The following is a 23,390-nucleotide window of genomic DNA, read 5'->3' as shown; positions in this document are numbered from 1 at the left end:
TGGTGGCGTAATGGGTTTGCTCATGACGTGATGGTGCCAAGCTGGCGGGATCAGGCAAGGGGCAACAGTGGATCAAGGGATGATCGTCTCACTTTTTCCTGTCAATGCCATCTGGGTGAACAGTTACGCCTGATCCGGCTGCAGATGATAGATAAGGGATTAGTAATATTCAGGGAGGCAAAATTGAAGGTTCAATTGATGCCTCCTTTGAGTAATACTAGATAGGACTGAGAGCGTTAACCTTCTCAGTATTATGTTTTAGCTGTGTCAACAAAAAGGAAGATAACATGAAGAAGACTGCGTTTGTTTTGGCCGCCCTGCTGGCTGTTTCTGCTAATGCCATGGCTGCCGAAGAAACTGGCGGTGCTGCAGGTGCGGGGGCGAGCGGTGCTGCTGCGGGTGTGGCTGGTACTACCATTGCAATTGGGGCTGCTGCTGCGCTGGTTACTGTGATTGCGGTATCTGAATCCAACAACCGCAACAACAACACCAGCACTACCACCTCAACCCGATAATATTCAACAAGGCTGTTCTGTTTGAGCAGCCTTGTTTTTCTTCTGATCCCTCATGGATGGTGTATTGCGCGTGGCACAGTATTTATCTTATTTCCCCTCCCGATTATTGGCATGGTCAGCCACGTTCTTATTGGCTGGCTGCAGCACCTCGACCCATCAGACGATCGAGACTCTGGGTTATGTGTTCAACAAGCCTGATGATATTGTACTGACCTCATCCGAGCTGAGAGCGCTACCCTATGCGAGTGCCTATATCAAGGTGGGCGATCTTCCCCAGGCGTTGGTTGTACTGGCATATGTCAATGGTCCGCGCATGTCATGGATGAGCGCCGATGGTGTGATGTTTGTGACTCAGCATGGGCGCTTGATTAAAACAGTGGGTTTGCCAAATGATTTGCGCTATCTGGGCAGTCTGGATAAGGATCCGCTGAAGACTTCCCGGTTAGACAAGACACCCTCGATGGTGTGGTATAGTGTCGCTGAGTGGTCGAAAAAATACACCAGTGGCTATCCCTTGAGCATGCATTACACGCAGTTGGGGAATGAGGTTCTGAATATTATGGACCGCCCCTATAAAACGACGATTGTAGAAGAGCATGTCGTTACCGCCCCGAATGAAGAGCGATGGCTGAATCATTTCTGGATCGATGAGCAGACAGGTCAAGTTCGTAAATTCCAGCAGCAATTAGGCCCTTCCTTGCCAATGATCGAAATGACATTCCTTAAGCCCTATTCATCATGAAAATAATATATAGCTTATTGCTCGCAACCTTGGGGGCTGCCCCCGTTATGGCAGATGTGTCCGTATCTGTTTGGTGGCAAGGTCAACCGACAGCAACAATGACTCATCCCCAGTCCATGCTGTTGAGTGACGCGTTGTTAAACTCGGCAGTCTCTCAGTACGATAATTATTGGCCTGTCGCTCATATTTCTACTCCTGCGCGCCAAAAAGACATTGAGTATCAACAGGAAGCCGTGCTGAAGGATCTCAGATTGCTGGCAACGTACTGGCAGCAGCATGATGAAGTTGAACTCGCCCATGCCGCTTTACAGTTGAATCAACAGTTACAGCAGTTGCATTTGACAGGGCGTTTCGAATTGCCTGTGGATCCGGATATCAGCCTGGTGCCATCAGGTGCCAACCCCGTATTGCAGGGGGATTATCAGCTGTATCTTGCCCCTCGCCGTTCGCAAATCTATCTGGCCGGCTTGATTGGTCGCCCTGGCGAGGCCCCGGTTTTGCCTGCGGCAGGGCTGAGAGAGTACTGGAAAAAGCTGGATCGCTTGTCCGGAAGTGATGACACCGGCGCGTATCTGATTTCCCCCAGTGGCAAATCTGAGTGGATCCCCGTTGCCATCTGGAATGAACGCCATGTTGAAGCCATGCCTGGTGCCACTCTGTTTGTCGGTTTTGCTCCGAGTGTGCTGCCTGAGCAATATACAGACTTGAATACACGCATGTTGACGTTGTTAGCGAATCGGATGCCCAAATGACCTATCCAAGACTCTCACTGATTGCCCTGCTGGTATCCTTTGCAACACACGCTGATGCCGACATTTTTGAACCGTTGGGTCCATCACAAAGTGACTTCGGCGGCGTTGGCTTGCTACAAATGCCAACCGCCAGAATGGCCAAGACGGGTGAATTCAGTGTCAATTATGTTGATAATGAACAGTACCGTCGCTGGTCTATGTCAGTGCAGCCGTTCGACTGGCTTGAAGCCACTTTGCGTTATACCGACGTAAGAACTCGTCTTTATAACGCGAATCCCGACTTCAGTGGTGACCAGACTTACAAAGACAAGGGCATGGATGTCAAAGTCAGGTTGCTGGAAGAGTCTACCTGGATCCCGAATCTCTCTCTGGGTTTTCGTGACCTGATGGGGACGGGGCTGTTTGACAGTGAGTACATTGTCGGCAGCAAGCGTGTTGGCCCGTTTGATTTCACCCTTGGTATGGGCTGGGGAAATATGGGGGAGAGCGGGAACATTACCAATCCTTTTTGCGAGTGGAAAAATGATTGGTGTTCACGAGATAATGGCTATTCCAGCGGTGGTGGCAAATTTGAAACAAAAAATATGTTCCACGGTAATGCTGCCTTGTTTGGGGGTGTTGAATACCAGACACCTTGGCAGCCACTTCGCCTGAAGCTGGAATATGATGGCAATGATTACAGTAATGAATTTGCCGGGAAAATTGATCATTCATCTCCTATCAATATAGGTGCTGTTTATCGTCTGTTTGATTACATGGACACTCATCTTAGTTATCAGAGGGGAAATACTCTGATGTGGGGTGTTACTCTTCGGACCAACTTTAATGATTTACGTCAGAATCATTTAGATGAGCCTCGCCCTGTGTATATCGCTGAAAAGGCCCCGATAGACTCGTCACACGTTGATTGGCCTGTTATGGCAGGACAGTTCGAAAGCAATGCTGGTTGGAATACAGCATCACTTTATAGTGACCAGTCCACTGTAACCTTGCTGGGTCAACAGCACAAATATAGGGACCAGCAAGAAGCGATCGATCGTACTGCTCTGGTTGCGATTAATCATCTGCCTGACACTGTCGAAGAGTTGAGAGTCATTGAGCGCCAGCGAGATTTCCAGTTGCAAGAGACGGTGATTGATCTCGACTCTGTGCGAAAGGCGAACCAGCCCCAGGTTCTTGGGCAGGAGGCAGTGGTAGAAGAGCATCAAAAAGTACCTGCTCCTGTTCAGGGAACGCTCCGTTACCAATCTGAACCAGAGTGGTTCTCTTATTCATTTGACCCGGCCCTGACGCAATCTTTTGGTGGTCCTGAATCATTTTATATGTATCAGATAGGCATTAATGCTAACAGTGAGCTGCGTCTTTCCGATAAGGATTGGTTACAGGGTACGTTGTTCTTCAATATTGCGAACAATTACGACAAATTTAATTACAAAACACCACCTGCCGACACGGATGCGTTACCGAGAGTACGCACTTGGGTGAGAGAGTATGTCGACTCTTCCAATATTCTGCTGAACAACCTCCAGTTAACACATATGGAGCAATTTGGTCAGGAGTGGTACGGCCAGGCATACGGCGGCTATCTGGAAATGATGTACGCCGGTGTCGGGGGAGAGGTGCTTTATCGTCCTTTCGGTCAGTCATGGGCTCTGGGTCTGGATACCAACTGGGTCAAGCAGCGTGATTGGAACAACACCCTGAAGATGGCTGATTACGACGTTGCTACGGGCCACTTGACTGGCTATTGGCAGTTGCCTTTCATGGACAATGTCACTGCCAAGGTAGCTGTCGGGCGTTATCTGGCTGGTGACCTGGGGGCCACGTTTGATTTCTCCAAGCGCTTTGACTCCGGGATTGTGATGGGGGCATACGCAACCTTGACGGATGTGTCGGCCGAAGAGTATGGGGAAGGCAGTTTTACCAAAGGTATCTACATCACGATTCCCTTTGACTTGATGTTGATTCGTCCCACAACATCCAAGGGAACAATTGGATGGGTTCCTCTGACAAGAGATGGGGGGCAGATGCTCAGCCGTAGCCATACCTTGTATGACATGACCGAACGCCTGCCGCTGTAAGGCTCTTCTCGGTATTGATTCGTTAGTCTAATGAGCCGTGATAGTGTTTTCGCTGTCACGGCTTTTTTTATGCATGATGAGGCATAAATGGGAAGAGAGTGCAGTTTGGTTCAAAAGGTTTTTTGGGGAACATCAGTCTTGTACTGGTTGCTTGGCATGCATTTTTTCATGCACAACCCGGGCGGGGCAGGGCTCTATCTGCCGTTCAATGCCTGGGGCTGGATCTTCGCCAGCCTGGTGATGGCGCTGGGGCTGTGGCATGTGACCCTCAGCCAGCGACTGGTGGTCTCGCCGCTGCTGACGGCCCAGTGGCTGGGGGGGATCTTGTTGTTGCTGCCCATGGCCTATCCGGGATTCGAGCTCAAGGACTATGCCATTCCCCGGCTGCTGGGGCTGTTTGCCGGCCTGCTGTTTCTGGCAAGCCTCTATCAGTGGCGATTCGGCCGCGAGGCGCGAGACCGGCTGCTCTATATGCTGCTGGGGGCCGTCGCCATTGAGGCGCTGCTCGGCCTGGTGCAGTATTACCTGCTGGTGCCGGGCAACTGGATTGGGTATGACACCCAGGCCAACCGCCCCTATGGCATCTTCCAGCAACCCAACGTGATGGCGAGCTTCATGGCGACCGGCCTGTCACTGGCCATCTGGCTGGAGCTGCGCGGTGATGCCAACCCCTGGCTCAAGGGGCTGCGCTATGGGGTGATCCTGACCACTTCCCTGCTGCTGGTCATCTTGCAATCGCGGGTCGGGCAACTGGGCGGCATGATGGCTCTCTTGTTGCTGTCTGCCCAGTTGGGTCGTGAGCGGCGGCTGGGCCGGATGCTCGCGCTGGTGGCCCTGGGCATTTTGCTCGGGCTTGCCTCGCAATACCTGATGGCCGGTGCCAGACGAGGGCTGGAGATCTACCAGTCCGGCGGCATGCGCTCCATCTACTGGCCCTATGCCGCCAAGCTGATTGCCCAGATGCCCTGGACCGGTTGGGGCTATGGCAGCTTCGAGTCGGTGTTTCTCCATCACTACATGGCCGACAAGGCGCTGAACCCGGCCATGGTGCAGATCGAGTACAACCTGGATCACCCCCACAACGAGTTTCTCTACTGGGCGGTGGAAGGGGGTCTGGCCCCCATGCTGGGCATGGTGCTGATGGGCGGGGCCCTGCTGTGGCGTCTGAGCCGGGCGGGCTGGGTCAAGGGCGCCGCCTTGCTTGCGCTGGTGACCCCCATCTTGCTGCACACCCAGACCGAGTACCCCTTCTACCACGCCATCGCCCTGTGGTGGGCGCTGCTGCTGCTCCTGTATGCGATGGATGCGGAGGTGGAGGAGCAAGGCCACGGCAACTGGCGCGACCATCTGTGCCGTCCCTGGTTGTTGCTGCGCTTCATGGCCATCGCCATTCCCCTGATCGTCATCCCCTTCATGCTGACCGCCCTGCATACCGCCTGGGTGGTGACCAAGTATGAGCGGGGCGGTTACAAGCAGCCTGCGCTCCTGCTCGACATCGTCAACCCCATGGCCTGGCTGACCCGGGTGGAGTTCGACGTGAACGCGGTGCGCCTCATGGTCGGTCTGCAGGCCAACAACCAGGCGGAGCTTGAAGCCTACCTCGACTGGGGACAGGCCTTCGTGCGCCATACCCCGAGGGCCAACATCTACGCCAACATGGTGATCGCCCTCAATGCCCTGGGGCGCACGGCGGAGGCGGACAACCTGCGGGCAAGCGCCCTGATGCTCTATCCGGGTGAGCCTTTGCTCACCGTGTCGGCCGCAAGAAAGGTGGCCGCGACCCTGGAGCGCAAGCCCTCTTCATGAGGGCCGTCTCAACCCGTTTAACCTCACGGCCGCCTTTGCGGCCGTGATGGTTTTTGTGCCCGCCTCGTTGAAGGGGGAGGGGGCTGGTTGCCAAAGAGGTTCCCGGCCATCCGTTCACCTCGCCTGCGCACCGAGGCCGTTTTGCTGTACAAGGTTGCAGCAAGGGTTTCATCGGCTCGCAAAAATGGGGTTATCTGCTGGACGGCGCAAGCGCCTTGGCTAAGATAACCGTCTTAACGTCTTGTTTGGCAAGGGAGTATGACATGGAGATAGTACTAGGCCCATTAGAGGCCCGCGTGATCGGCTGCCTGATTGAGAAAGAGATCTGCACGCCGGATCAGTACCCTCTCTCGCTCAATGCACTGGTCAATGCCTGCAACCAGAAGAGCAACCGGGAACCCGTGCTGGAGCTCGCCGAGCTGGATATTCGTGCCGTGATCGACGAGCTGATCCGCCGCCGTCTGGTGGTCAATACCGCCGGTTTCAACGCCCGGGTGCCCCGCTATCAGCATCGTTTCTGCAATACCGAGTTCGGCGAGCTGAAGTTCTCGGCCCAGGAGCTCGGCATTATCTGCGAACTCTTGCTGCGTGGCCCGCAGACCCCGGGTGAGCTGCGTTCGCACACCAACCGGCTGTGCAGCTTCGACGATGTGACCGAAGTGGATGCCGTGCTGGCCACCCTCATCGAACGGGGGCCCTATGTGGTCAAGCTGCCCCGTGAGCCGGGCAAGCGGGAATCCCGCTACGCGCACCTGTTCAGTGGCGAGGTGGATCTGCAGGCGCTGGCCGACGCGGCGCCCGCTGGCAACCTTGTGTCACCGGCGGCAGACAGACTGGCAGCGCTCGAAGAAGAGGTCGAGCACCTCAAGGGGCAGTTGCAGGGGCTGGAAGCCCGTCTGGCCCGGCTGGAAGGCTGAGCCAACAACCTGTCTCCAGAAGGCGCTGCGGCGCCTTTTTTGATGACCGCGCCCCTCCTGCGGCCCGTTGCCCGGTGGCAGGGGCGAGTGCCCTGTCAGCCCTGTCGCTCGCGTACCCATCAAAGGAGCTAGCTTTTTTGCACTATTTCGCGCTTAAGGGTCGAGCCGCCGCCGCTTTCCCGTTAAAATTCCGCCTTTGCACTTGTCCGTGAGTTCTGATGTCAGCCTTCACCCTCTCTTCAGATTGCCATGCCCTGCTGTGCGAGCTGCATTTGCAGCGCGCCGCCAGCACTCGTTACCTGCAAGACACCCTCTATGCCCCGGGCGCACCCGGGCGTGCGCTGCTCGACACCCTCGAACAGTTGCAGCAGTGGGGGCTTGTCCGTCAACGAACGGAGCAGCAGTGGAGTCTGACGGCAGAGGGAACCCTGACCCTGATCCTGGCGGTGCGTGCGGGGGAGTGCCCCATGCCGCAGTGGTCCCGCATCCCCTCGGTCACGGGCCTGGAGCGGGCACAGGAGGTGGTGCGCGAGCTCTGTCTGGGGGAGGCGGGGCAGATCCCGGCCTATTACCAGAGTGCCGAACTCCTGAGCCTCCTGGATCTCGCCGATGCTCACCGCCTGCTGGCAGGCTCCAGCCCCGCCTGGCAGGCCCTGCTGCTCGAGCACTTCGCCCTGCAGGCCCTGCTTGATGCTGAGCCTGACGAGGGCTGGCCGCTGGCAACGCTGGTCGCCTCCTGCTCCCCGGCGCTCTCTGGCCAGATCCAGGCTCGCGCCCAAGAATGGGAGTGGCTCTGCGGCCCCTTTGGCGGCGAGGTAACCACTCACTGGCCTGCACTGCAACAACTGGCGCAGCAGGGGGATGAGCAACCCCTGGCCGAGCGGCTGCTGGGCGCGCTTGGCCAGTGGCAGGGGCAAGAGGCGTCGCCCTGGCCCCGGATGTTCAGCGCCCTGCTCTGGCTCGGCTGGTTGCAACAGGCAGATCCGGTGCAGGGGAGCGAGCAGCGCAAGAAGTGGCAGCGCAGTCTGGGCAATCACTCCCCCCTGCTGGCCGATCTGCTGGGGCAGTGGGCCGGTGATCGCCACGGCCAGGCGGTCGGCCTGTTCGATACCCTGCAACTGCCGCTGGAGGAGCTCCACTGGGGTTACCTCTGGCTCGATCTCTGCGCCCTGGCGCGCCATGGCGAGCAGAGCCCCCAGGTGACCATCTTGCACAAGTGGGACCTCTCTCACGTGCTGGACGCCGAGCCCCGGCATCGCCTGATGGTCTTCTGCCAGGATCTGCTGCGACTCCTGCTTGGCCGGGAGGCCGCCCATTGGCCCCTGCGCGCGTTGCGTCCTGCTCAAGGAGAGGAAGAGGATGCCACCGAGGGGGAAGGCAAGGCCCCCGCCTCGGCAAGCTGGCTCAACTGGCTGCAGGGATTGGGACGCTCGAGTGGGGTGCGCAAGCCTCGGGAGCGGCTGGTCTGGCTGCTCCACGCGGAGGGGCCAGAGCTTGAGTGCAAGATCCAGAAGCAGAGTACCAAGGGGGAGTGGACCGCCGGGCGAAGGGTCGATCCTGCCCTGCTTTCCACCCAGTACGCCAGCCTGCTGGATGAGGCGGACTGGGCACTGGTGCGTACCCTGCCGCGCAACATGGACAAGCTGCCCCGAGATGCCTGGGTGCCCCTGGCAAACCATCCTCGGCTCTTCAATGCCAAGGGGCAGAAGCTGCAACTGGCCATCAGTGCCCCTCTGCTGCAACTGGTACAGAGCGGGAAGGGCATGAGTGCTAGACTAAACCCTGCTCCCGCCGCCCGTGGTGCGCACATCGTCCCTCTTGCTCAGGATTTGTGGCAGCTTATTCTGACACCGCAGGCGCTGCTGGACAGACTACCGGCCCTGGAGGCCATTCCGGCATTGCCGCCGGCCGGGCTCGAGGAGTTGCAACGCACGCTGGATGCGATCCCCGATCTCCCCTGGCACAGCCAGGTGGCGGGCCTCAGGGGCAATGCCGAGCTGGCCCCCTGGCCCGGCGTTCCCTCCGTCCTGCTCGACTGGCAGGAGGGGCAGCTAGTGGTTCAGCTGGTGACCCGGGATGGGGACCTGCCTCCCTTGCCTCTGGGCAAGGGGGAGGCCATTGTGCGCCAGGGTATCCTGGAGTATCACTACTGGCAGCGGGATCTGGCTGCCGAGAAGGACGAGGCCCAGCGCCTTCGCAACCAGTTGCCCATCGGCCTGCCCGGCAACGAGTGGAAGCTGGACGGCGAGCAGGCACTCACCCTGGTCAACGCCCTGCCAGAGCTGGTTGACGCCGGTGTGGTGGTACATTGGCACCAGGACAGCACCCGCCTCAAGAGCCTCGATGAAGAAGCCCTGAGCCTGCGTATCGAGCGGCGTCAGGACTGGTTCCAGGTGGAAGGAGAGCTCTCGCTGGACGAGCATCAGATCCTCGATCTTCGCCTCATCCTGCGACAGCTGACCCCGGGCCAGCGCACGGTGCAGCTCGACGATAAGACCAGCCTGATGCTGAGCGACAAGCTGGTTGAACGTCTCACCGTGCTTGGCGCCATGCTGGACGACGAGCAGCGTATCAACAACAAGCTGGCCTATCCGCTGGCCCGCCTGCTCTCCGTCATCACCACCGAGGGGGATGCCGCCTGGCAGAACCTTCAGCAGGAGTGGCAGCAGGAGGTGAGCTGTCCCCCCGAGCTGCTGACGGCGCTGCGGGACTATCAGAAGGAGGGGGTACGCTGGATGGCTACCCTGGCCCATCACGGCTTTGGCGCCTGTCTGGCCGATGACATGGGCCTTGGCAAGACCTTGCAGGCCCTCATCGTGCTGCGCATGCGCCAGCACCTGGGGCCGGCGTTGGTGGTGGTGCCCAAGTCAGTGGTCACCAACTGGCAGGAGGAGGTGGCCCGCTTTGCCCCCGAGCTCGAGGTGGTGGTGTTCGACCATCCCGCCGAGCGGGAGACCCTGATCCAGGGGGCCAGGGCCGGACAGATCGTCCTGGTCAACTACGGCATGCTCGGCAGTCTCTCCCAGGCGCTCAAGTCCCGCCGCTGGTCGAGCATGGTGCTGGACGAGGCACAGCAGATCAAGAATGCCGGTACCCAGCGCGCCAAGCTGCTGTTCCAGCTCGACGGGGATTTTCGCCTCGCCCTCTCCGGCACCCCCATCGAAAACCATCTGGGGGAGCTGTGGAGCCTGTTCAGCTTCATCAACCCCGGCCTGCTCGGGAGCCTCGGGGAGTTTAAGCGCCGCTTTGGCAAGGCGGTCAAGGATCCCCAGCACATGGCGATGCTGCGGGCGGTGATCAGCCCCTTCATCCTGCGCCGCCTCAAGCAGCAGGTGCTGACGGAGCTGCCGGACAAGACCGAGATCATCCATCACATCAGCCTCTCTCCCGAGGAGCGTCAGCTCTACGAGGCGACCCGGCGCGAGGTGGTGCAGCAGGTGCAAAGCGCCGATGGCCGTGCCCTGATGCATGTGCTGAGCGGCCTGACCCGGCTGCGCCGACTCTGCTGCTCCCCCCAGCTGGTGATGCCGGAGTGGTCGCAGACCAGCAGCAAGCTGGACGAGGCGATGGCGCTGCTGGACGAAGCCATCGATGGTGGCCACCGGGTGCTGGTGTTCAGCCAGTTTGTCGATCTGCTGAGCCTGCTGCGCAGCCGTATCGAACAGCGGCAGTGGGACTACTGCTATCTGGATGGGGGCTGCTCGGCCAAGTCCCGTCAGGAGTCCATCCTGCGTTTTCGCCATGAAACGGTGCCGCTCTTCCTCATCAGCCTCAAGGCGGGGGGCACGGGCCTCAACCTGACCCAGGCCGACACCGTGCTGCACCTCGATCCCTGGTGGAACCCTGCGGTGGAGGATCAGGCGAGCGATCGGGCGCACCGCATGGGCCAGACCCAGCCGGTGACCGTCTATCGCCTGGTGTGCGAGCAGACGGTGGAGGAGAAGATAGTGGCGCTGCACGACGAGAAGCGGGCACTGGCCGACGGCCTCCTGAGCGGCCAGTCCGAGGTGAAGGGGCTGGATGTGGAGAGCCTGCGGGCACTGCTGATGAGCTGACGGCGGGCTGTCGCTCGATGTGACAAGGGGAGCATCCGTGATGCTCCCCTTGTCGTTTGTGGCGGTGCCGAGCCTGCGCTACCCCTGATAGAGGTAGAGGTGCAGCCGCTCTATAATGGGGTCACCGCCAATCTTGCGATCCCGGCGTGCCTGGCGCAGCTTGGGCGGGTAGTGGCCCAGATGGGTGACGGCCGGCTGGGTATCGGAGCAGAGCAGCAGGGGAAGGCTCGCCTTGATCTGCTGCTTGCGGGGCTCCCGGTCCTGCCAGAGCAGGTTGATCATGGGGTGGGTCTTGACCGGCCTGCGGATCCGCAGGCCGGCATCAGCCGGCAGGCGGCGAATGTCGTATACCTCCTGATCCACCATCTTGCTCCACTCTTCGTTGTCAAAGAGCGCCGGTACATACCGGCGGCTGCGCTCCAGCATCTCCAGTACCTGCTCCCGGCTGAGGCGGCTGATGCTCTGCTTGTCGGCCCAGGTGAAGCCCAGCGAATGGAGATCCCCCTGAAGCCAGGTCAGCTTGCGATAGACCTGCAGGGTGATGACGCCGGGCAGGGCACCGTGCACCAGCTCGAACTTCTCGTCCCGCCCGCCCGCCGCCTGGACCATGGCCTTGAAGGCGAGCTTGTGCGTATTGATCTCCTCGATGACGGGGGCCAGCTCCCTGGCGCAGGCGGCAGGAAAGCGCAGCCAGCCGGGCAGACGGTGGGTTGCCTTGGTGGAGCAGCCGGGGCGGGCGCTGTGGTCCTGAAAGGCGGCGAGGGTGGCGGCCAGGGCCGCCTCGCCCGAGAGATAGCCCACCTCGATGGCCTCGATGGGCTCATGCTCTTCCCCCTGGGCCACGGCCGGGAGGGGATAGACATGAGCCTCCAGCAGGTCGAGCTGGCCCAGTTGCCGGGCAAGGCGTGCCAGCGACGCCTCCAGCAGGGCCATCTGTTGACGCAGGGCGGCGGTGGGGGTAAAGGTGTCCATCGGCAGATCCTGTGTGTGTGCCGCTCCCCTGTTCAGCATGATATTGGGGCAGTGTGGGGAGGCAGCATGATAAACCACTGTATAAATAACCATACCAGTATGATGGCAGGGTGCCAAGTGTCCGGTGCCACCCTGACGATGGGGGTGACATGGGGGGCATCCGGTTCAGGTTGCCTGTTCGTATCTTTTTGTTAAATAACGATCTTGTTGCGATCTATTTGTTAACAAAACCTGGTGACCGAGAGTTTGCAGCCTGCTGACTCGCCGTCGTGCCGTGCATAGCTAGCGTGGGAAAGTGCATAGTTAGAAGTGGGTGGCGCAGGAGAAAATGCTGTCATGCTGCCAGGGGGAAAATTTCAGCATTATTTCATTTTAAAATCATATGGTTATGGTTATTGCCCTGGCGATATCAACCATTACTTTTACTAATGTCATGTATCAAAATTCGTCAATTGAGGCACCTCCCCGCCCTGACTAAGCTTTGCGCATCAAATCCGAGCCTTGCGCAGAACGAGAGAGAGGAGCCATATCATGGCCAACATGACTTATACCGAAGCCGGTTACCAGCATTCCAGCGAATCGAATCTGGTTGCTCGCGTCAAGATGACCGTCCTGACCTGGCTGGAACGCAGCCGCAGCCGTCGCCAGCTCTCCGAGCTGCCCGCCTACCTGCTCAAGGACATCGGTCTGAACGAAGCCGACCGCTATCAAGAGACCACCAAGCCGTTCTGGCGTGGTTGATCAGCCGGGCATGGATGCCTTGTTTTTCTGCTGATACCAGGGGCATGATGCCCACCAGTCTGCCGAAGGCATGCTGCCTTCACCTGCCGATACCCGTTCACTGATTTCCCTCTCCCGTGTTTCCCCCCGCTTGACCCTGTTGCATGAGTTGTCACTCATTCTCGCCACTTTTGTATCCTTACTGTTTGAATTTGTTTAAAAACTGATTTTAAGCCCGGTTGCCTTGCGTATAATCCGGCCATGGCATTCCAGACTAAAGGGTGAGACGGATGATTCCCCAGCATGACTTTTTGGCCCTGACGCGCCGCCATGAGTGGCAGCTCGAGCCTTTCGCCTTCAATCTGACCGACGGTACCCGGGTGAGCGTGTGGGATACCGGCGTGATCTGCCTGGAACCCGCTTCCGAGGCGGGGCAACCCGGGCACAAGGACATCGTCCTCTCCTGCGGCATCCACGGCAACGAGACCGCCCCTATCGAGATCTGCAACCAGTTGCTGACCCGGTTGCTCGCAGAGGAGCTCAAGGTTCGTCACCGGGTGCTCTTCCTCTTTGGCAACCCCGCCGCCATGAACCAGGGGGTGAGGGAGGTGGAAGAGAACATGAACCGCCTCTTCTCGGGCGCCCACAGCAAGGGGGAGGGGCTGTGCAACCGGGAGCGCATCCGCGCCATGCGTCTGGAGCAGTATGTGAGCCGCTTCTTTGCCGACTCGGGCAGGCCCCGTTACCACTACGATCTGCATACCGCCATTCGCGGCTCGCGCCACGAGAAGTTTGCCGTCTATCCCTTCCCCCACGAACGCCCCCACAGCAAGGAGCAGGTACGTTTCCTCGGTGCCTGCGGCGTGCGCACCATACTGCTCTCGAGCGGCCCGACTACCACCTTCAGCTATTACAGCTCGCACCAGCACGGCGCCCATGCCTTTACGGTGGAGCTGGGCAAGGTGCGGCCTTTCGGTGAAAACGACATGACCCGCTTCATCGAGGTGCGCCAGACATTGCAGGAGCTGGTGACCCGGGATGAGGTGGCCCTCGAGCCATGGCGAGCCGATGACTTCACCCTTTTTGCCATAGATCGGGTGATCAACAAGCAGTCGGAGCAGTTCCGCTTCCTGTTTGCCAGCGATGTGGACAATTTCACCGAATTTCCCCAGGGTTTTGTGCTGGCAGAAGATGGGGATCGGCAATACAGGGTAGAGAAACCGCGGGAGGCGGTGGTCTTCCCCAACGCCAACGTGGCCATCGGACAGCGCACCATGCTGCTGGTAGTACCCACCCGTTTGTGGGAGTGAATTGACGCCTTTTTCTCATGCTGAACCTGCGCCACGGGCGGTGGCAAGCAGCATGACGGTGATGGGCGTGATCCCGAACTCGATATGACAGGGAGCCTGAACAGGCTCCCTTCTTTGTTTCTGCTCGCCGAAAGTTCCGATTACCTTCGAAAATAAAAGAAGTTTCTACTGGTCTTACCTGGATGAATCTCGTTGCCCTCTGGTTAACATGTTGTTTACATTTTAAATGTCACCTTATGGTGGTGACGCTGACAACGGCAAGGAGCCAGTTATGACCCATGTCGACATTCCCTTCCTTCGTTACCTCGATGAGGAGGGGCGCCCGGTCGCGACACTGCCGACTTGGCTGGACAAGGCGATGCTGCACACCTTCTACCGCAACATGGTGATGGTGCGCAGTTACGACAAGAAAGCGATCGCACTGCAGCGAACCGGCAAACTCGGCACCTTTCCCTCCCATCTCGGGGCGGAAGCGGTGGGGATCGGTGTCGGGCTCGCCATGCAGCCAGAGGATGTCTATGTGCCCTACTACCGGGACATGCCCACTCTCTACGTGAGGGGCGTGCCCATGGAGCAGAACCTGCAGTATTGGGGTGGCGATGAACGGGGCAGTGTCTTCTACAAGGCCGATGGCGAGTTGTCGGAAGACTTGCCCATCTGCGTTCCCATCGCCACCCAGATCACCCATGCTGCCGGCATCGCGGCCGCCTTCAAGCTGCGCAACCAGCCCAGGGTCGCCGTGGTGACCATCGGCGATGGCGGCACGTCCAAGGGAGACTTCCTCGAGGGGCTCAACTGTGCCGGTGTCTGGCATCTCCCCATGGTGATGATCATCAACAACAACCAGTGGGCCATCTCGGTGCCGCGCAAGTTGCAGTCGAGCGCGCCCACCCTGGCCCAGAAGGGCATAGGGGCCGGGGTGCGCAGCCTCCAGGTGGACGGCAATGACGTGGTGGCGGTCTATGAGGCGACCCGCGCCGCCGTCGAGCGGGCTCGCAGCGGCAAGGGGCCGACGCTCATCGAAGCCGTCAGCTACCGGCTCGGGGATCACACCACCGCCGATGATGCGACTCGCTATCGTGACGGCGCCGAGGTGGAAGCGGCCTGGGCCAGGGAACCGGTCAAGCGGCTGCGCCAGTTCATGTTTGAACGGGACTGGTGGGATGAGCAGCAGGAACAGGCACTGCTGGCAGAGGCGGGCCGGGAAGTGGAACGCGCCGTTGCCGCCTACGAGGCCATCACGCCCCAGGCGCCGGAGACCCTGCTCGATTACCAGTTTGCCGAGCTGCCGAAGGCCTATCTTGCCCAGCGCCAACGCATCATCGCCAAGGGCATGCAGCAGAGCGGGGAGGGACTATGAGCGATATCACGCTGCTCGAAGCGATCAATCTGGCGTTGCACCACGAGATGGCACGCGATCCTGATGTGGTGGTACTGGGGGAGGATGTGGGGGTCAACGGCGGTGTGTTTCGCGCCACAGTGGGGCTTCGCGATAAATTCGGGTTCAAGCGGGTCATCGATACGCCGCTGGCCGAAGGGCTCATCGCCGGAGTGGCGGTGGGCATGGCGACCCAGGGGCTCAAACCCGTGGCCGAGTTCCAGTTCCAGGGCTTCATCTTCCCGGGCATGGAGCAGATCATCTGCCAGGCGGCACGGATGCGAAACCGGACCCGTGGCCGTGTCACCTGTCCCATCGTCTACCGCTCCCCCTACGGCGCCGGCATCCATTCGCCCGAGCACCACAGCGAGAGCGTCGAGGCCCTGTTTGCCCATATCCCCGGGCTGCGGGTCGTTATCCCTTCGAGCCCGAAGCGAGCTTACGGCCTGCTGCTGTCGGCTATTCGGGATCCGGATCCCGTGATGTTCTTCGAGCCGGATCGCATTTATCGCTCCATGAAGTCGGATGTGGTGGATGACGGCATCGGCCTGCCGCTGGATGTCTGCTTTACCCTGCGTCCCGGCCGGGACATCACTGTGGTGGCCTGGGGAGCCTGCATCCAGGAAGTCATGCGGGCGGCGAACCTGCTGGCGGAGCAGGACATCCAGTGCGAGGTGCTGGATCTTGCCACCATCAAACCCCTGGACATGGAGAGCATCCTGACCTCGGTACGCAAGACCGGGAGGTTGCTGGTAGTACACGAAGCCTGTGGCAGTTTTGGGGTGGGGGCCGAAATCGTGTCCCAGGTGACCGAAGAGGCGATGACTGCCCTCAAGGCGCCGCCAAGACGCCTCACCGGCGTGGATGCCGCCGTCCCCTACTATCGCAACGAGGAGTATTACCTCATCACCGAGCAGGAGATCGCGCAGGCAGCTCGGCAACTGATGGAGAACCAGTGGCTATGACGCGCGACAGGTACGGATGCGCAAGTGCCTGGGCCACAGGGCTCCATGGTGTCTGTCAATGTTTGGTGATGTCCCAGCAGAGGGAGAGCAGGTCATGAAATTTTTCAAATTGCCGGATCTGGGCGAAGGACTGGCCGAGGCCGAGATCGTCGAGTGGAAGGTGAGCGCCGGTGATACGGTGCAGGTAGATCAGGTACTGCTGTCGGTGGAGACGGCTAAGGCGTTGGTGGATGTGCCCTCGCCGGTGGCCAGGGTCATCGCCAGATTGTGCGGGCAGGAGGGGGACATCCTCCACATCGGGGCACCGTTGGTGGAGTTTGAAGGGGGCGAGGATGACGGCACCGTCGTTGGCAAGGTCAGCGCCCATCAGCAGCATATCGAGGATCATTTCGTGGTGGGGGCCATGGCGCCCGGCGGTACGTTGGTGCAAGCCATGCCAGCGGTCCGTCTGCTGGCGCAAAAACTGGGGCTGGATATCGATAAGGTCAAGGGAACCGGCAGCGCTGGCATGGTGACCGAGCAGGATGTGCAGCAGGCGTTCGAGGCCCAGCAGGAGAGCGGCAACGAATTCCTGAAAGGCTCGCGCCGGGCCATGGCCAAGGCGATGGAGCTCTCGCACCGGACTGTGGTGCCGGTGAGCATCACCGACGAAGTGGACTTGCGCCACTGGCGCCCGGATGAAGATGTGACTGTGCGCCTTATCAAGGCGATCGGCGTGGCGTGTCGGGCCGAACCCTCCATGAATGCGTGGTTTGACGGAGAGACCCTGTCGCGGCGTCTGTTCAGGGAGGTCAATGTGGCCATCGCGGTTGACTCCAAGCATGGGCTCTATGTGCCCGTGATGGAGAACGTGGCTGAACGGGACTCGGCTGACATACGGCAGGGACTGGATCGGATGATCGCCGATGTGAAGGCCCGTGCCGTGCCGCGGGAAATGCTGCAGGGGGCAACCATCACCCTCACCAACTTTGGCGCCATCGCTGGCCGTTACGCCAGCCCCATCGTCACACCACCCCAGGTGGCCATCATAGGTGCGGGCAAGTTGTTCGAGAAGGTGGTGTTCATCCACGGTGAGGCGCGCCCGGTGCGTGCACTTCCCTTGTCGATGACGTTTGACCACAGAGCCTGCACCGGTGGAGAGGCGGCTCGCTTCCTCAAAGCCTTGGTCCAGGCACTGGAGTCGGCACAGGTCTGACCCGCTGTACCCCGCCGCTGGCGGGGTACAAATTTGTTTGCGTAATCGACAAAGGCACGTATAATGTTAACCAGCTTGAAAAGGCGATAGTTATGTCAATGAATATGATGTTTTACATCTTTTCCTGTTGTTCATAAGTAATCCCGTTTTTTGAGCTTTATCCGCTGAAAAGCATAAGTAATTATTTTGAATACAGGTTTAAAGATATGTCTAACATGATCACCGGTACCGTTAAGTTTTTCAACGAAACCAAAGGTTTTGGCTTCATCCAGCAAGAAAACGGCCCGGACGTTTTCGTTCACTTCAGCGCTATCCAAGGTAACGGCTTCCGTACCCTGGCTGAAGGTCAGCGCGTACAGTTCTCTGTGACCCAAGGTCAAAAAGGCCCGCAGGCTGAGAACGTAACTGCTCTGTAATTCTTGCAGAATTTAAGAAAGCCGTGGTACCTCTGGTGCCACGGCTTTTTGTTTTCATGGCTTCATCAATACGCGTCATGACCCTGCTCGCATCCCTCTTGCTGACCGTGGCGTTGACCGGTCAGGCCAGCCCGCCAACGCCGGATCCTGCGGTGAATGATGCCGTGTCCGTGTGTCAACAGTTTGTACATGTTCGCCTGGGAAACGCGGTGAAACCCGATGAGATCAGGGTACAGCCGGTGCCAAAACGGGCGGGAGAGTGGCTGGTCGATGGCAAGATAAAAGGACCCGAAGGTCCTTTGCTGTTTGCTTGTCTGCTGCGACAAGGAGAGCGCTGGGAGTTGCTCAACTTCTCGCTCTGGGCACCACAACCGCTCAATTCGGCTTGAGTGCGACCAGCAGGTGTTGGAGATGCTCCAGCATGGTCATGCCGAAAGGGGTCAGATAGCCGCCATCTGCCGCGGTGATCAGGCCCTGGCTGTGCAGGCGCGCTGCCGCCTGGCAAAGCGCTTCCGACATGTCGCTGCGCAGCTTGATCCCCAGGCTCATGTTGGCCGGATCAAAACACGCCAGTATTTTCAGCTCATTCACAAAATCGTCAGAAACCTGGTTGATCCCACTCATGGATGCACTCCTTACGCTAAAGATGTATGCAACCTAGCATCCCCGGTGCCTCTTTAGTGGGCGCTGGCTCAAACAATTGGCCTTTATCGGGGCCGCTCTGGTTCAAACGCTGCTTTTTTGGACGCTATCTATCACCGGTCCGGCTGGACGCAAACGCCCCCAGCAAGGCAAACATGCTAGAATGGCACCCTCGTTCACCCTCATGACCAGGCGTGATGCCAGGTCATCTTGTTCAAGGCGCGTCTCATGATCACTGTCACTCTGGTCTCTCTGCTGCACTCTCTGGGTCCCCGTTTTCCTGTTTATGCTCCCTCCTTGCTGCTCCCTCTCCTAGCGCAACATCAAGGAGATCTCTGGCTGCCGGCCATTCGTGGGGAAGACGTGACAACCCTGCGTCAGCATGGCAAGGATGCCCAGAGTCTGGCTACCTTGTCGGCAGGCTGGTGTGAATTCGCGGCCCAGAGCAAAGAGACGCCGGAGCTCGATGCGCTGGCAAGTTACGATGAGGAGATGCTGGACAACCTGCAGATGTACTGGCGCCACCCGAGCAAGATAAACAGCCCGATCACCGATAACCTGTTCGAGCTGCGCCGCGAGGTGGTGGACGAGGCCCATGGCGGCAAGCTGGTTGCTGCCTGGAGTGCCGCCCAGCAAGCACGGCTTGAGCAGATCATGGTGGGGGTCGCTGCGGGGCGGGATCAGCTCTGCTTTGTGGAAGTGGAGTCCGCCTATTGGCTGAGGGAGCGACTGGGTGAGACCGCGGGACTCCGGCTGTTGACCCCCGAGCTGGGGTGAGGCGATGGAAAGACGGATGACCTATTACTCCTGCTGGACAAGGGGTCGGCAAGATGTGAACATGTCGCCCTTTATTGAACGAGAGACTTGACCGATGAGCTATGAACTTAGCGACACCGAGCGCAATGCCGCGCTGCAACTGAACGCCGATTACCGCTTTGATCACTTCATCAGCAAGCTGGTCGAGCACGAAGAGCTGTTTGTCCTGACCGACGAACACGGCGTCATGATGCTGACGACCGAAGAGGAAGACTGCATCCCGGTATGGCCGCATCCCGACTACGCCAAGGCCTGGGCCGAAGGGGAGTGGGCCGAGTGCAAGCCGCAGTCCATCACCCTCAAGGTGTGGCTGGATCGCTGGGTGGACGGCATGGAGCAGGATGATCTCTGCGTGGCCGTGTTCCCGACGCCGGATCAGGAAGGCATTGTGCTGGACCCGGCCGACGTCGCCGACGCCATTGCGCAAAAGCAGGCCAAACGCGGCTGAGCGCCCTCTGCCTGGTGCCATCCCGGTTGTAACAAAGACCCCGCCAATGTGCGGGGTCTTTTGTTTTAGGGCCGACGGTGCCAGCTGCCCTATTTTTGCTGGTAGGTGGAATCCGTGATGGTCACCGGCGGGAAGGTCTGCCCCCCTTTGATGGCGGCCCGGGTCTGAGCCTTTGCCGCTTCGTCAATCCAGAGCAGGCCGCCAAAGCTGTAACCCGAGTTGGAGCCGTCGAGGGGCCAGTAGAGCAAGTCGCTCTGGGGGGTTGCCGGCACCTTGGGCAGGCGTACCCAGCGCCAGGCGCCAGCCCGGGTATAGGGCACCTGATAGGCGGGGACGAAGCTGGCGAGCTCATAGAGTCGCTGCTGGATCTGGCGGGAGAGGTCGGCCTTCTTGCCGAAATCGAACGCCTTGTCGTATTGCTCCACCAGGGCCGAGATCCTATCGTCATCAATGTTCATGATGTTGTTGGTCTGGGGCTTGTTGGCATTGACCCTGTGGAAGTGTTCCCAGTAGGCGGGATAGCGACCACCGCTCCAGGCCATCCAGGCACTCTGGTGTTTTTTCTCCAGCATGGATTTGAAGCCGGCCGATGCATCCATCAGATTGAGCTCGAGGTTGAGCCCCGCCTTTTTCGCCTCTTCCCGCAGCAGGGTGAGACGCTGGGCATGTTCCGCCGTGGTGTAGGTGATGCTGAGGGAGAGGGGCTGGTCCTTGTCGTTTCGCAAGATGCCATCCGGTCCGGTCTTGGTAAAGCCCGCCTTGGCAAAGAATTCGCGAGCAAGTGCGGGATCGAAGGGGCGCGCCTTGAGGTCGGTATTGGTGAAATCTCCCTGGCCCGAGCCATAGGTGTTGAGACGCTGGTAGTCCCCCCGCAGCAGGGTCGCGATCATCTTGTCCAGGGCGAGGGCGTGCTGGATGCCGAGTCTGACGTCGAGATTGCTCAGCAAGGGATCGGCGGTGTTGAGATAGAGCCCCATGGGGGGCTGAGGTGTCTGGTTGTAGAACCAGAGCCGCTCGATATAACCCTTCTCGAATTCGGCGGTCTTGCTCTTGTCGTGCCACCAGTTGGGCATCACGAGTGGGAAGGTGTCGAGCTCACCGCGCAGGAAGTGCTGCCAGGCGATGTTCTGATCCCTGAGCACCTTGATCTCGATGCGATCCGGATTGAAGCGGTGCTGGAAGTAGCGCTCGTCGTTCCCCCACCAATCCTTGACCCGGTCGAAGGTAACCGACTTGCCCTTCTTGAGCTCGCCAATCTGGTAGGGGCCGGTGACCGGCAGCACCTTCCAGTTGTACTCCTTGACCCAGTTGGCGGTCAGCTTGATGGCGTGGCTGGGCTCCGGGGTGAAGGGGAGGGCTTCGAGCAGATCTTCCCGGCTCTTCTCGGTGCCGCTGGTGATGGCGAGGGTGTGATCGTCAAACTTGGTCACTTCGCTTATCTGGGTGCTGTAGTAGTTGTTGTACCAGGGATCGTTGATCTCCTTGCTGCGCATCATCTTGAGGGTGAAGACCCAGTCATCCGCAGTGACGGGCTGGCCGTCCGACCAGCGGGCCTTGGGGTTGATGCGAAAATAGAGCGTCTTGTTATCCGCGCCGAAAGCCCACTGGTTGGCCAGCATGGGGATGGGATTGCGCGTCACGGGATGGGTGCTCAGGAGCGGCAGGTTGGTCTCGCGCACGTAGGCTGCAAAGCCGCCGTTGGAATCCGGCCCGTATTTGCGCAAGGTGAGCGGAAAGCTCGACATGAAATCCCGGAAGGTGCCGCCTCGCTTGGCCTCGGGGTCTGCATAGACGGGGTCGGTGTCGTTGCTCTCCCATTTGAGATCTGCCGGCAGGGTGGCACTCCAGCCGAACGGGCTCCAGCAGAAGGGGAGCAGCATGGCCATGACCCGCATGATGCCTGGTAAAGAGGGGATGATCGAAAATGACGGATGACGCATGTCCTTGCTCTCCTGATGATGGCGTCCTGCCGAAATAACGGGGTGGGCCCAAGAGGGCCTGACCCATGATGGGAAGTTTCCCGGGCGAGGTCAATCCTCGGTTTGGGTCTTCAAGAAGCGCATCTTGCCCCCCAGCAGATGCACCACGAAGCCGAGCAGCACCAGACCCGAGCCCAGCCATTGCAGGGGAGTGGGGTGTTCATCGAGCAGCAGGGCGGCGGCCACCATGCCGACACAGGGCACCAGCAGGGAGAGGGGGGCAACCTGGGCCACCGGATAGCGCATCAGCAGCCTCCCCCACAGGCCATAACCGAGCCAGGTGGCGATAAACGAGAGATAGAGCACGCACAAGACGCCCTGCCAACGGATGTTGAGCAGGCTGCTTGCGATGAGTTCGGGCCCCTCGAACAGCCAGGAGAGCGCGAAGAAGGGCAGGATGGGCACCAGCCCGCCCCAGGCGACCAGGCTCGGCAGAGAGGTGCGATAGCGCAGACCTATCTGGCGATTGATGACGTTGCCAAGGCCCCAGCAGGCGGCTGCGCACAGCGTCAGCACAAACCCGATGAGGGTGAGGTTGCCCTCGCCATGGGTGGCAATGAGATAAAGACCTGCTCCCGCCAGCGGCAGTGCCACCCAGTGGTGGGGCTGCCAGCGCTCTCCGAGCCAGATCATGGCGAACAGCAGGGTGAAGACCACCTGGGATTGCAGCACCAGGGAGGCCATGCCGGCGGGCATGCCGAATTTCATGGCGCAGAACAGGAAGGCAAACTGGCCCAGGCTGATGGCACCGCCATAGGCCAGCAGCCAGCGCCAGGGCATGGCAGGCCTGGGGACCAGCAGAATGGCCGGGAAGACGACTCCGACGAAACGCAGTGCTCCCAGCAGCAGTGGGGGGATGCCTTCCAGCCCCCACTTGATGGCGACGAAGTTGAGTCCCCAGCAGAGAATGACCAGGGCGGCCAGACACTTGTCCTTGGTTTGCATGCGGCATCCTTGTTTGAGCGGCGCCCGCACGGCAGGGCGCCGAAGGGGTCGAGCATACCTGCTACAGGGTGGGCACCGTCAAGGGCGCAGGTGTCTACCTGCACACCGGGCGAGCGCGGGCGGGCTAAGCTAAAAAGTGAGCGCCCCGATTGACGGGTTGGCGTCGATGGCTAACCGGAGGTATTCCATCTTAAATGCGAAAGGGGACTCCCTCCGACGTAGGTGGGAGGGGAATTTCGCCGGGGCGTCAGCCCCGCTGGTTTTGAATGTATTGCTTGATCACCTCCAACGGTGCTCCGCCGCAAGAGCCCGCAAAGTAAGAGCGTGACCAGAGTACGGGTTTGCTGTAAGCACCTCTCAAGTCCAGAAATTCATTACGCAGTCGCCTTGATGTGACCGCCTTTAACGAGTTCACCAGTACCGATAGCTGCACCGTTGGCGCGTACTCTATCAGCATGTGAACATGATCAGCCTCTCCGTCACACTCTTTCAGTTCCGCACCAAAATCTCTGCAAACCTCTGCCGCACACTGACCGAATGAAGCGTGATGCAGTTCCCCCAATATCGGCTTTCGATACTTGGTGATAAACACCAAATGTACGTGCAAAGCGTAGGCCGAATGGCGTGATTTATTAATTTTAGTGAATTGCATTCTGTCACTCAATCGGGCTTAATAGATATGGCAATAATGCTACACACTGAGCGCTAAATGCAAATTCTGAAAGCCTACAAATTC

At 59.4% G+C, this 23,390-nt stretch carries 21 protein-coding genes; 16 read left to right on the top strand and 5 right to left on the bottom strand.

Translation table 11 applies throughout. The features are described from left to right. The first annotated feature begins 287 nt into the window (after window positions 1-287). From C3418_RS16905 to C3418_RS16875, 7 genes are all read left to right on the top strand, one after another. A complete protein-coding gene (locus C3418_RS16905) occupies window positions 288-515 on the top strand; it encodes a hypothetical protein (RefSeq protein WP_103858932.1) in 228 nt (75 codons plus the stop codon). Between the two features lie 52 nt (window positions 516-567). Beyond that, window positions 568-1,257: a YjbF family lipoprotein gene (locus C3418_RS16900; RefSeq protein WP_103858931.1), complete on the top strand. Its 690-nt coding sequence runs from the start codon at window positions 568-570 to the stop codon at window positions 1,255-1,257. Then, window positions 1,254-2,009 carry a capsule biosynthesis GfcC family protein gene (locus tag C3418_RS16895; protein ID WP_103858930.1) on the top strand — a complete coding sequence of 252 codons (756 nt, stop codon included), beginning with the start codon at window positions 1,254-1,256 and terminating at the stop codon, window positions 2,007-2,009. Before C3418_RS16900 ends, C3418_RS16895 begins: the two co-directional genes overlap by 4 nt. Then, on the top strand, window positions 2,006-4,090 hold the full coding sequence (locus C3418_RS16890) for a YjbH domain-containing protein (protein WP_181023115.1): 2,085 nt from the start codon (window positions 2,006-2,008) through the stop codon (window positions 4,088-4,090). The genes C3418_RS16895 and C3418_RS16890 overlap by 4 nt, the downstream gene beginning before the upstream one ends. A 168-nt stretch (window positions 4,091-4,258) precedes the next feature. Then, complete coding sequence (locus tag C3418_RS16885) at window positions 4,259-5,896, top strand: PglL family O-oligosaccharyltransferase (RefSeq protein ID WP_258040109.1); 1,638 nt, start codon at window positions 4,259-4,261, stop codon at window positions 5,894-5,896. A gap of 263 nt (window positions 5,897-6,159) precedes the next feature. After that, window positions 6,160-6,813, top strand: coding sequence for a YceH family protein (locus tag C3418_RS16880; protein ID WP_103858928.1), 654 nt, complete (start codon window positions 6,160-6,162; stop codon window positions 6,811-6,813). A 218-nt stretch (window positions 6,814-7,031) separates the two neighbouring features. After that, window positions 7,032-10,868, top strand: coding sequence for a DEAD/DEAH box helicase (locus tag C3418_RS16875; RefSeq protein ID WP_103858927.1), 3,837 nt, complete (start codon window positions 7,032-7,034; stop codon window positions 10,866-10,868). Between the two features lie 78 nt (window positions 10,869-10,946). Here the strand turns inward: C3418_RS16875 and C3418_RS16870 are convergent, their stop codons facing one another. Then, the gene (locus tag C3418_RS16870; RefSeq protein WP_103858926.1) at window positions 10,947-11,840 is read right to left on the bottom strand and encodes a DNA replication terminus site-binding protein; all 894 of its coding nucleotides are present in this window, start codon (window positions 11,838-11,840) and stop codon (window positions 10,947-10,949) included. Window positions 11,841-12,371: 531 nt separating this feature from the next. Between C3418_RS16870 and C3418_RS16865 the strand changes: the two genes are divergently transcribed. From C3418_RS16865 to C3418_RS16835, 7 genes are all read left to right on the top strand, one after another. Next, window positions 12,372-12,581, top strand: coding sequence for a DUF1127 domain-containing protein (locus tag C3418_RS16865; RefSeq protein ID WP_010675316.1), 210 nt, complete (start codon window positions 12,372-12,374; stop codon window positions 12,579-12,581). Between the two features lie 269 nt (window positions 12,582-12,850). Further along, complete coding sequence (gene astE / locus C3418_RS16860) at window positions 12,851-13,870, top strand: succinylglutamate desuccinylase (protein WP_103858925.1); 1,020 nt, start codon at window positions 12,851-12,853, stop codon at window positions 13,868-13,870. Window positions 13,871-14,141: 271 nt separating this feature from the next. Beyond that, window positions 14,142-15,230 carry a pyruvate dehydrogenase (acetyl-transferring) E1 component subunit alpha gene (gene pdhA, locus C3418_RS16855; protein WP_041213175.1) on the top strand — a complete coding sequence of 363 codons (1,089 nt, stop codon included), beginning with the start codon at window positions 14,142-14,144 and terminating at the stop codon, window positions 15,228-15,230. After that, window positions 15,227-16,213, top strand: a complete 987-nt coding sequence (locus C3418_RS16850; protein ID WP_052814703.1) for an alpha-ketoacid dehydrogenase subunit beta — start codon at window positions 15,227-15,229, stop codon at window positions 16,211-16,213. Before pdhA ends, C3418_RS16850 begins: the two co-directional genes overlap by 4 nt. Before the next feature lie 94 nt (window positions 16,214-16,307). Continuing rightward, window positions 16,308-17,408 (top strand): dihydrolipoamide acetyltransferase family protein, encoded by a 1,101-nt coding sequence (locus C3418_RS16845; protein WP_103858924.1) that lies wholly within the window; start codon window positions 16,308-16,310, stop codon window positions 17,406-17,408. Window positions 17,409-17,614: 206 nt separating this feature from the next. Continuing rightward, window positions 17,615-17,824: a cold-shock protein gene (locus tag C3418_RS16840; protein WP_005302803.1), complete on the top strand. Its 210-nt coding sequence runs from the start codon at window positions 17,615-17,617 to the stop codon at window positions 17,822-17,824. A 77-nt stretch (window positions 17,825-17,901) separates the two neighbouring features. Further along, window positions 17,902-18,213 carry a hypothetical protein gene (locus C3418_RS16835; RefSeq protein ID WP_103260431.1) on the top strand — a complete coding sequence of 104 codons (312 nt, stop codon included), beginning with the start codon at window positions 17,902-17,904 and terminating at the stop codon, window positions 18,211-18,213. Here the strand turns inward: C3418_RS16835 and C3418_RS16830 are convergent. Further along, the gene (locus C3418_RS16830; protein WP_010675310.1) at window positions 18,200-18,448 is read right to left on the bottom strand and encodes a TIGR02647 family protein; all 249 of its coding nucleotides are present in this window, start codon (window positions 18,446-18,448) and stop codon (window positions 18,200-18,202) included. The genes C3418_RS16835 and C3418_RS16830 overlap by 14 nt on opposite strands. A gap of 246 nt (window positions 18,449-18,694) precedes the next feature. Here C3418_RS16830 and C3418_RS16825 point away from each other — a divergent pair, with 246 nt between their 5' ends. Beyond that, on the top strand, window positions 18,695-19,243 hold the full coding sequence (locus tag C3418_RS16825; protein WP_045524136.1) for a hypothetical protein: 549 nt from the start codon (window positions 18,695-18,697) through the stop codon (window positions 19,241-19,243). Window positions 19,244-19,337: 94 nt separating this feature from the next. Further along, entirely contained in the window at window positions 19,338-19,730 is a 393-nt protein-coding gene (locus C3418_RS16820) for a DUF2750 domain-containing protein (RefSeq protein WP_010675308.1), read from the top strand. Between the two features lie 89 nt (window positions 19,731-19,819). On the opposite strand, the gene C3418_RS16815 is transcribed toward C3418_RS16820, so the two are convergent. The 3 genes from C3418_RS16815 to tnpA form a co-directional block, all read right to left on the bottom strand. Further along, the gene (locus C3418_RS16815; protein ID WP_181023117.1) at window positions 19,820-21,625 is read right to left on the bottom strand and encodes an extracellular solute-binding protein; all 1,806 of its coding nucleotides are present in this window, start codon (window positions 21,623-21,625) and stop codon (window positions 19,820-19,822) included. A gap of 135 nt (window positions 21,626-21,760) precedes the next feature. Next, a complete protein-coding gene (locus C3418_RS16810; RefSeq protein WP_010675306.1) occupies window positions 21,761-22,654 on the bottom strand; it encodes an EamA family transporter in 894 nt (297 codons plus the stop codon). 247 nt (window positions 22,655-22,901) lie between these two features. Then, a complete protein-coding gene (gene tnpA / locus C3418_RS16805; RefSeq protein WP_103858922.1) occupies window positions 22,902-23,306 on the bottom strand; it encodes an IS200/IS605-like element ISAs26 family transposase in 405 nt (134 codons plus the stop codon). Window positions 23,307-23,390 lie beyond the last annotated feature (84 nt).

The sequence above is a fragment of the Aeromonas sp. ASNIH8 genome (assembly GCF_002919855.1).
GTDB classification, from domain to species: domain Bacteria; phylum Pseudomonadota; class Gammaproteobacteria; order Enterobacterales; family Aeromonadaceae; genus Aeromonas; species Aeromonas caviae.
The sequence above is the reverse complement of the archived record's forward strand: the minus strand, read 5'-3'. Positions and strand labels throughout refer to the sequence as shown.

Bases quoted from the DNA above. Each gene is read 5' to 3' on its own strand.
- C3418_RS16905 (WP_103858932.1), top strand. From the start codon at position 288: ATGAAGAAGACTGCGTTTGTTTTGGCCGCCCTGCTGGCTGTTTCTGCT.
- C3418_RS16900 (WP_103858931.1), top strand. From the start codon at position 568: ATGGATGGTGTATTGCGCGTGGCACAGTATTTATCTTATTTCCCCTCC.
- C3418_RS16895 (WP_103858930.1), top strand. From the start codon at position 1,254: ATGAAAATAATATATAGCTTATTGCTCGCAACCTTGGGGGCTGCCCCC.
- C3418_RS16890 (WP_181023115.1), top strand. From the start codon at position 2,006: ATGACCTATCCAAGACTCTCACTGATTGCCCTGCTGGTATCCTTTGCA.
- C3418_RS16885 (WP_258040109.1), top strand. From the start codon at position 4,259: ATGCACAACCCGGGCGGGGCAGGGCTCTATCTGCCGTTCAATGCCTGG.
- C3418_RS16880 (WP_103858928.1), top strand. From the start codon at position 6,160: ATGGAGATAGTACTAGGCCCATTAGAGGCCCGCGTGATCGGCTGCCTG.
- C3418_RS16875 (WP_103858927.1), top strand. From the start codon at position 7,032: ATGTCAGCCTTCACCCTCTCTTCAGATTGCCATGCCCTGCTGTGCGAG.
- C3418_RS16870 (WP_103858926.1), bottom strand. From the start codon at position 11,840: ATGGACACCTTTACCCCCACCGCCGCCCTGCGTCAACAGATGGCCCTG.
- C3418_RS16865 (WP_010675316.1), top strand. From the start codon at position 12,372: ATGGCCAACATGACTTATACCGAAGCCGGTTACCAGCATTCCAGCGAA.
- astE (WP_103858925.1), top strand. From the start codon at position 12,851: ATGATTCCCCAGCATGACTTTTTGGCCCTGACGCGCCGCCATGAGTGG.
- pdhA (WP_041213175.1), top strand. From the start codon at position 14,142: ATGACCCATGTCGACATTCCCTTCCTTCGTTACCTCGATGAGGAGGGG.
- C3418_RS16850 (WP_052814703.1), top strand. From the start codon at position 15,227: ATGAGCGATATCACGCTGCTCGAAGCGATCAATCTGGCGTTGCACCAC.
- C3418_RS16845 (WP_103858924.1), top strand. From the start codon at position 16,308: ATGAAATTTTTCAAATTGCCGGATCTGGGCGAAGGACTGGCCGAGGCC.
- C3418_RS16840 (WP_005302803.1), top strand. From the start codon at position 17,615: ATGTCTAACATGATCACCGGTACCGTTAAGTTTTTCAACGAAACCAAA.
- C3418_RS16835 (WP_103260431.1), top strand. From the start codon at position 17,902: ATGACCCTGCTCGCATCCCTCTTGCTGACCGTGGCGTTGACCGGTCAG.
- C3418_RS16830 (WP_010675310.1), bottom strand. From the start codon at position 18,448: ATGAGTGGGATCAACCAGGTTTCTGACGATTTTGTGAATGAGCTGAAA.
- C3418_RS16825 (WP_045524136.1), top strand. From the start codon at position 18,695: ATGATCACTGTCACTCTGGTCTCTCTGCTGCACTCTCTGGGTCCCCGT.
- C3418_RS16820 (WP_010675308.1), top strand. From the start codon at position 19,338: ATGAGCTATGAACTTAGCGACACCGAGCGCAATGCCGCGCTGCAACTG.
- C3418_RS16815 (WP_181023117.1), bottom strand. From the start codon at position 21,625: ATGCGGGTCATGGCCATGCTGCTCCCCTTCTGCTGGAGCCCGTTCGGC.
- C3418_RS16810 (WP_010675306.1), bottom strand. From the start codon at position 22,654: ATGCAAACCAAGGACAAGTGTCTGGCCGCCCTGGTCATTCTCTGCTGG.
- tnpA (WP_103858922.1), bottom strand. From the start codon at position 23,306: ATGCAATTCACTAAAATTAATAAATCACGCCATTCGGCCTACGCTTTG.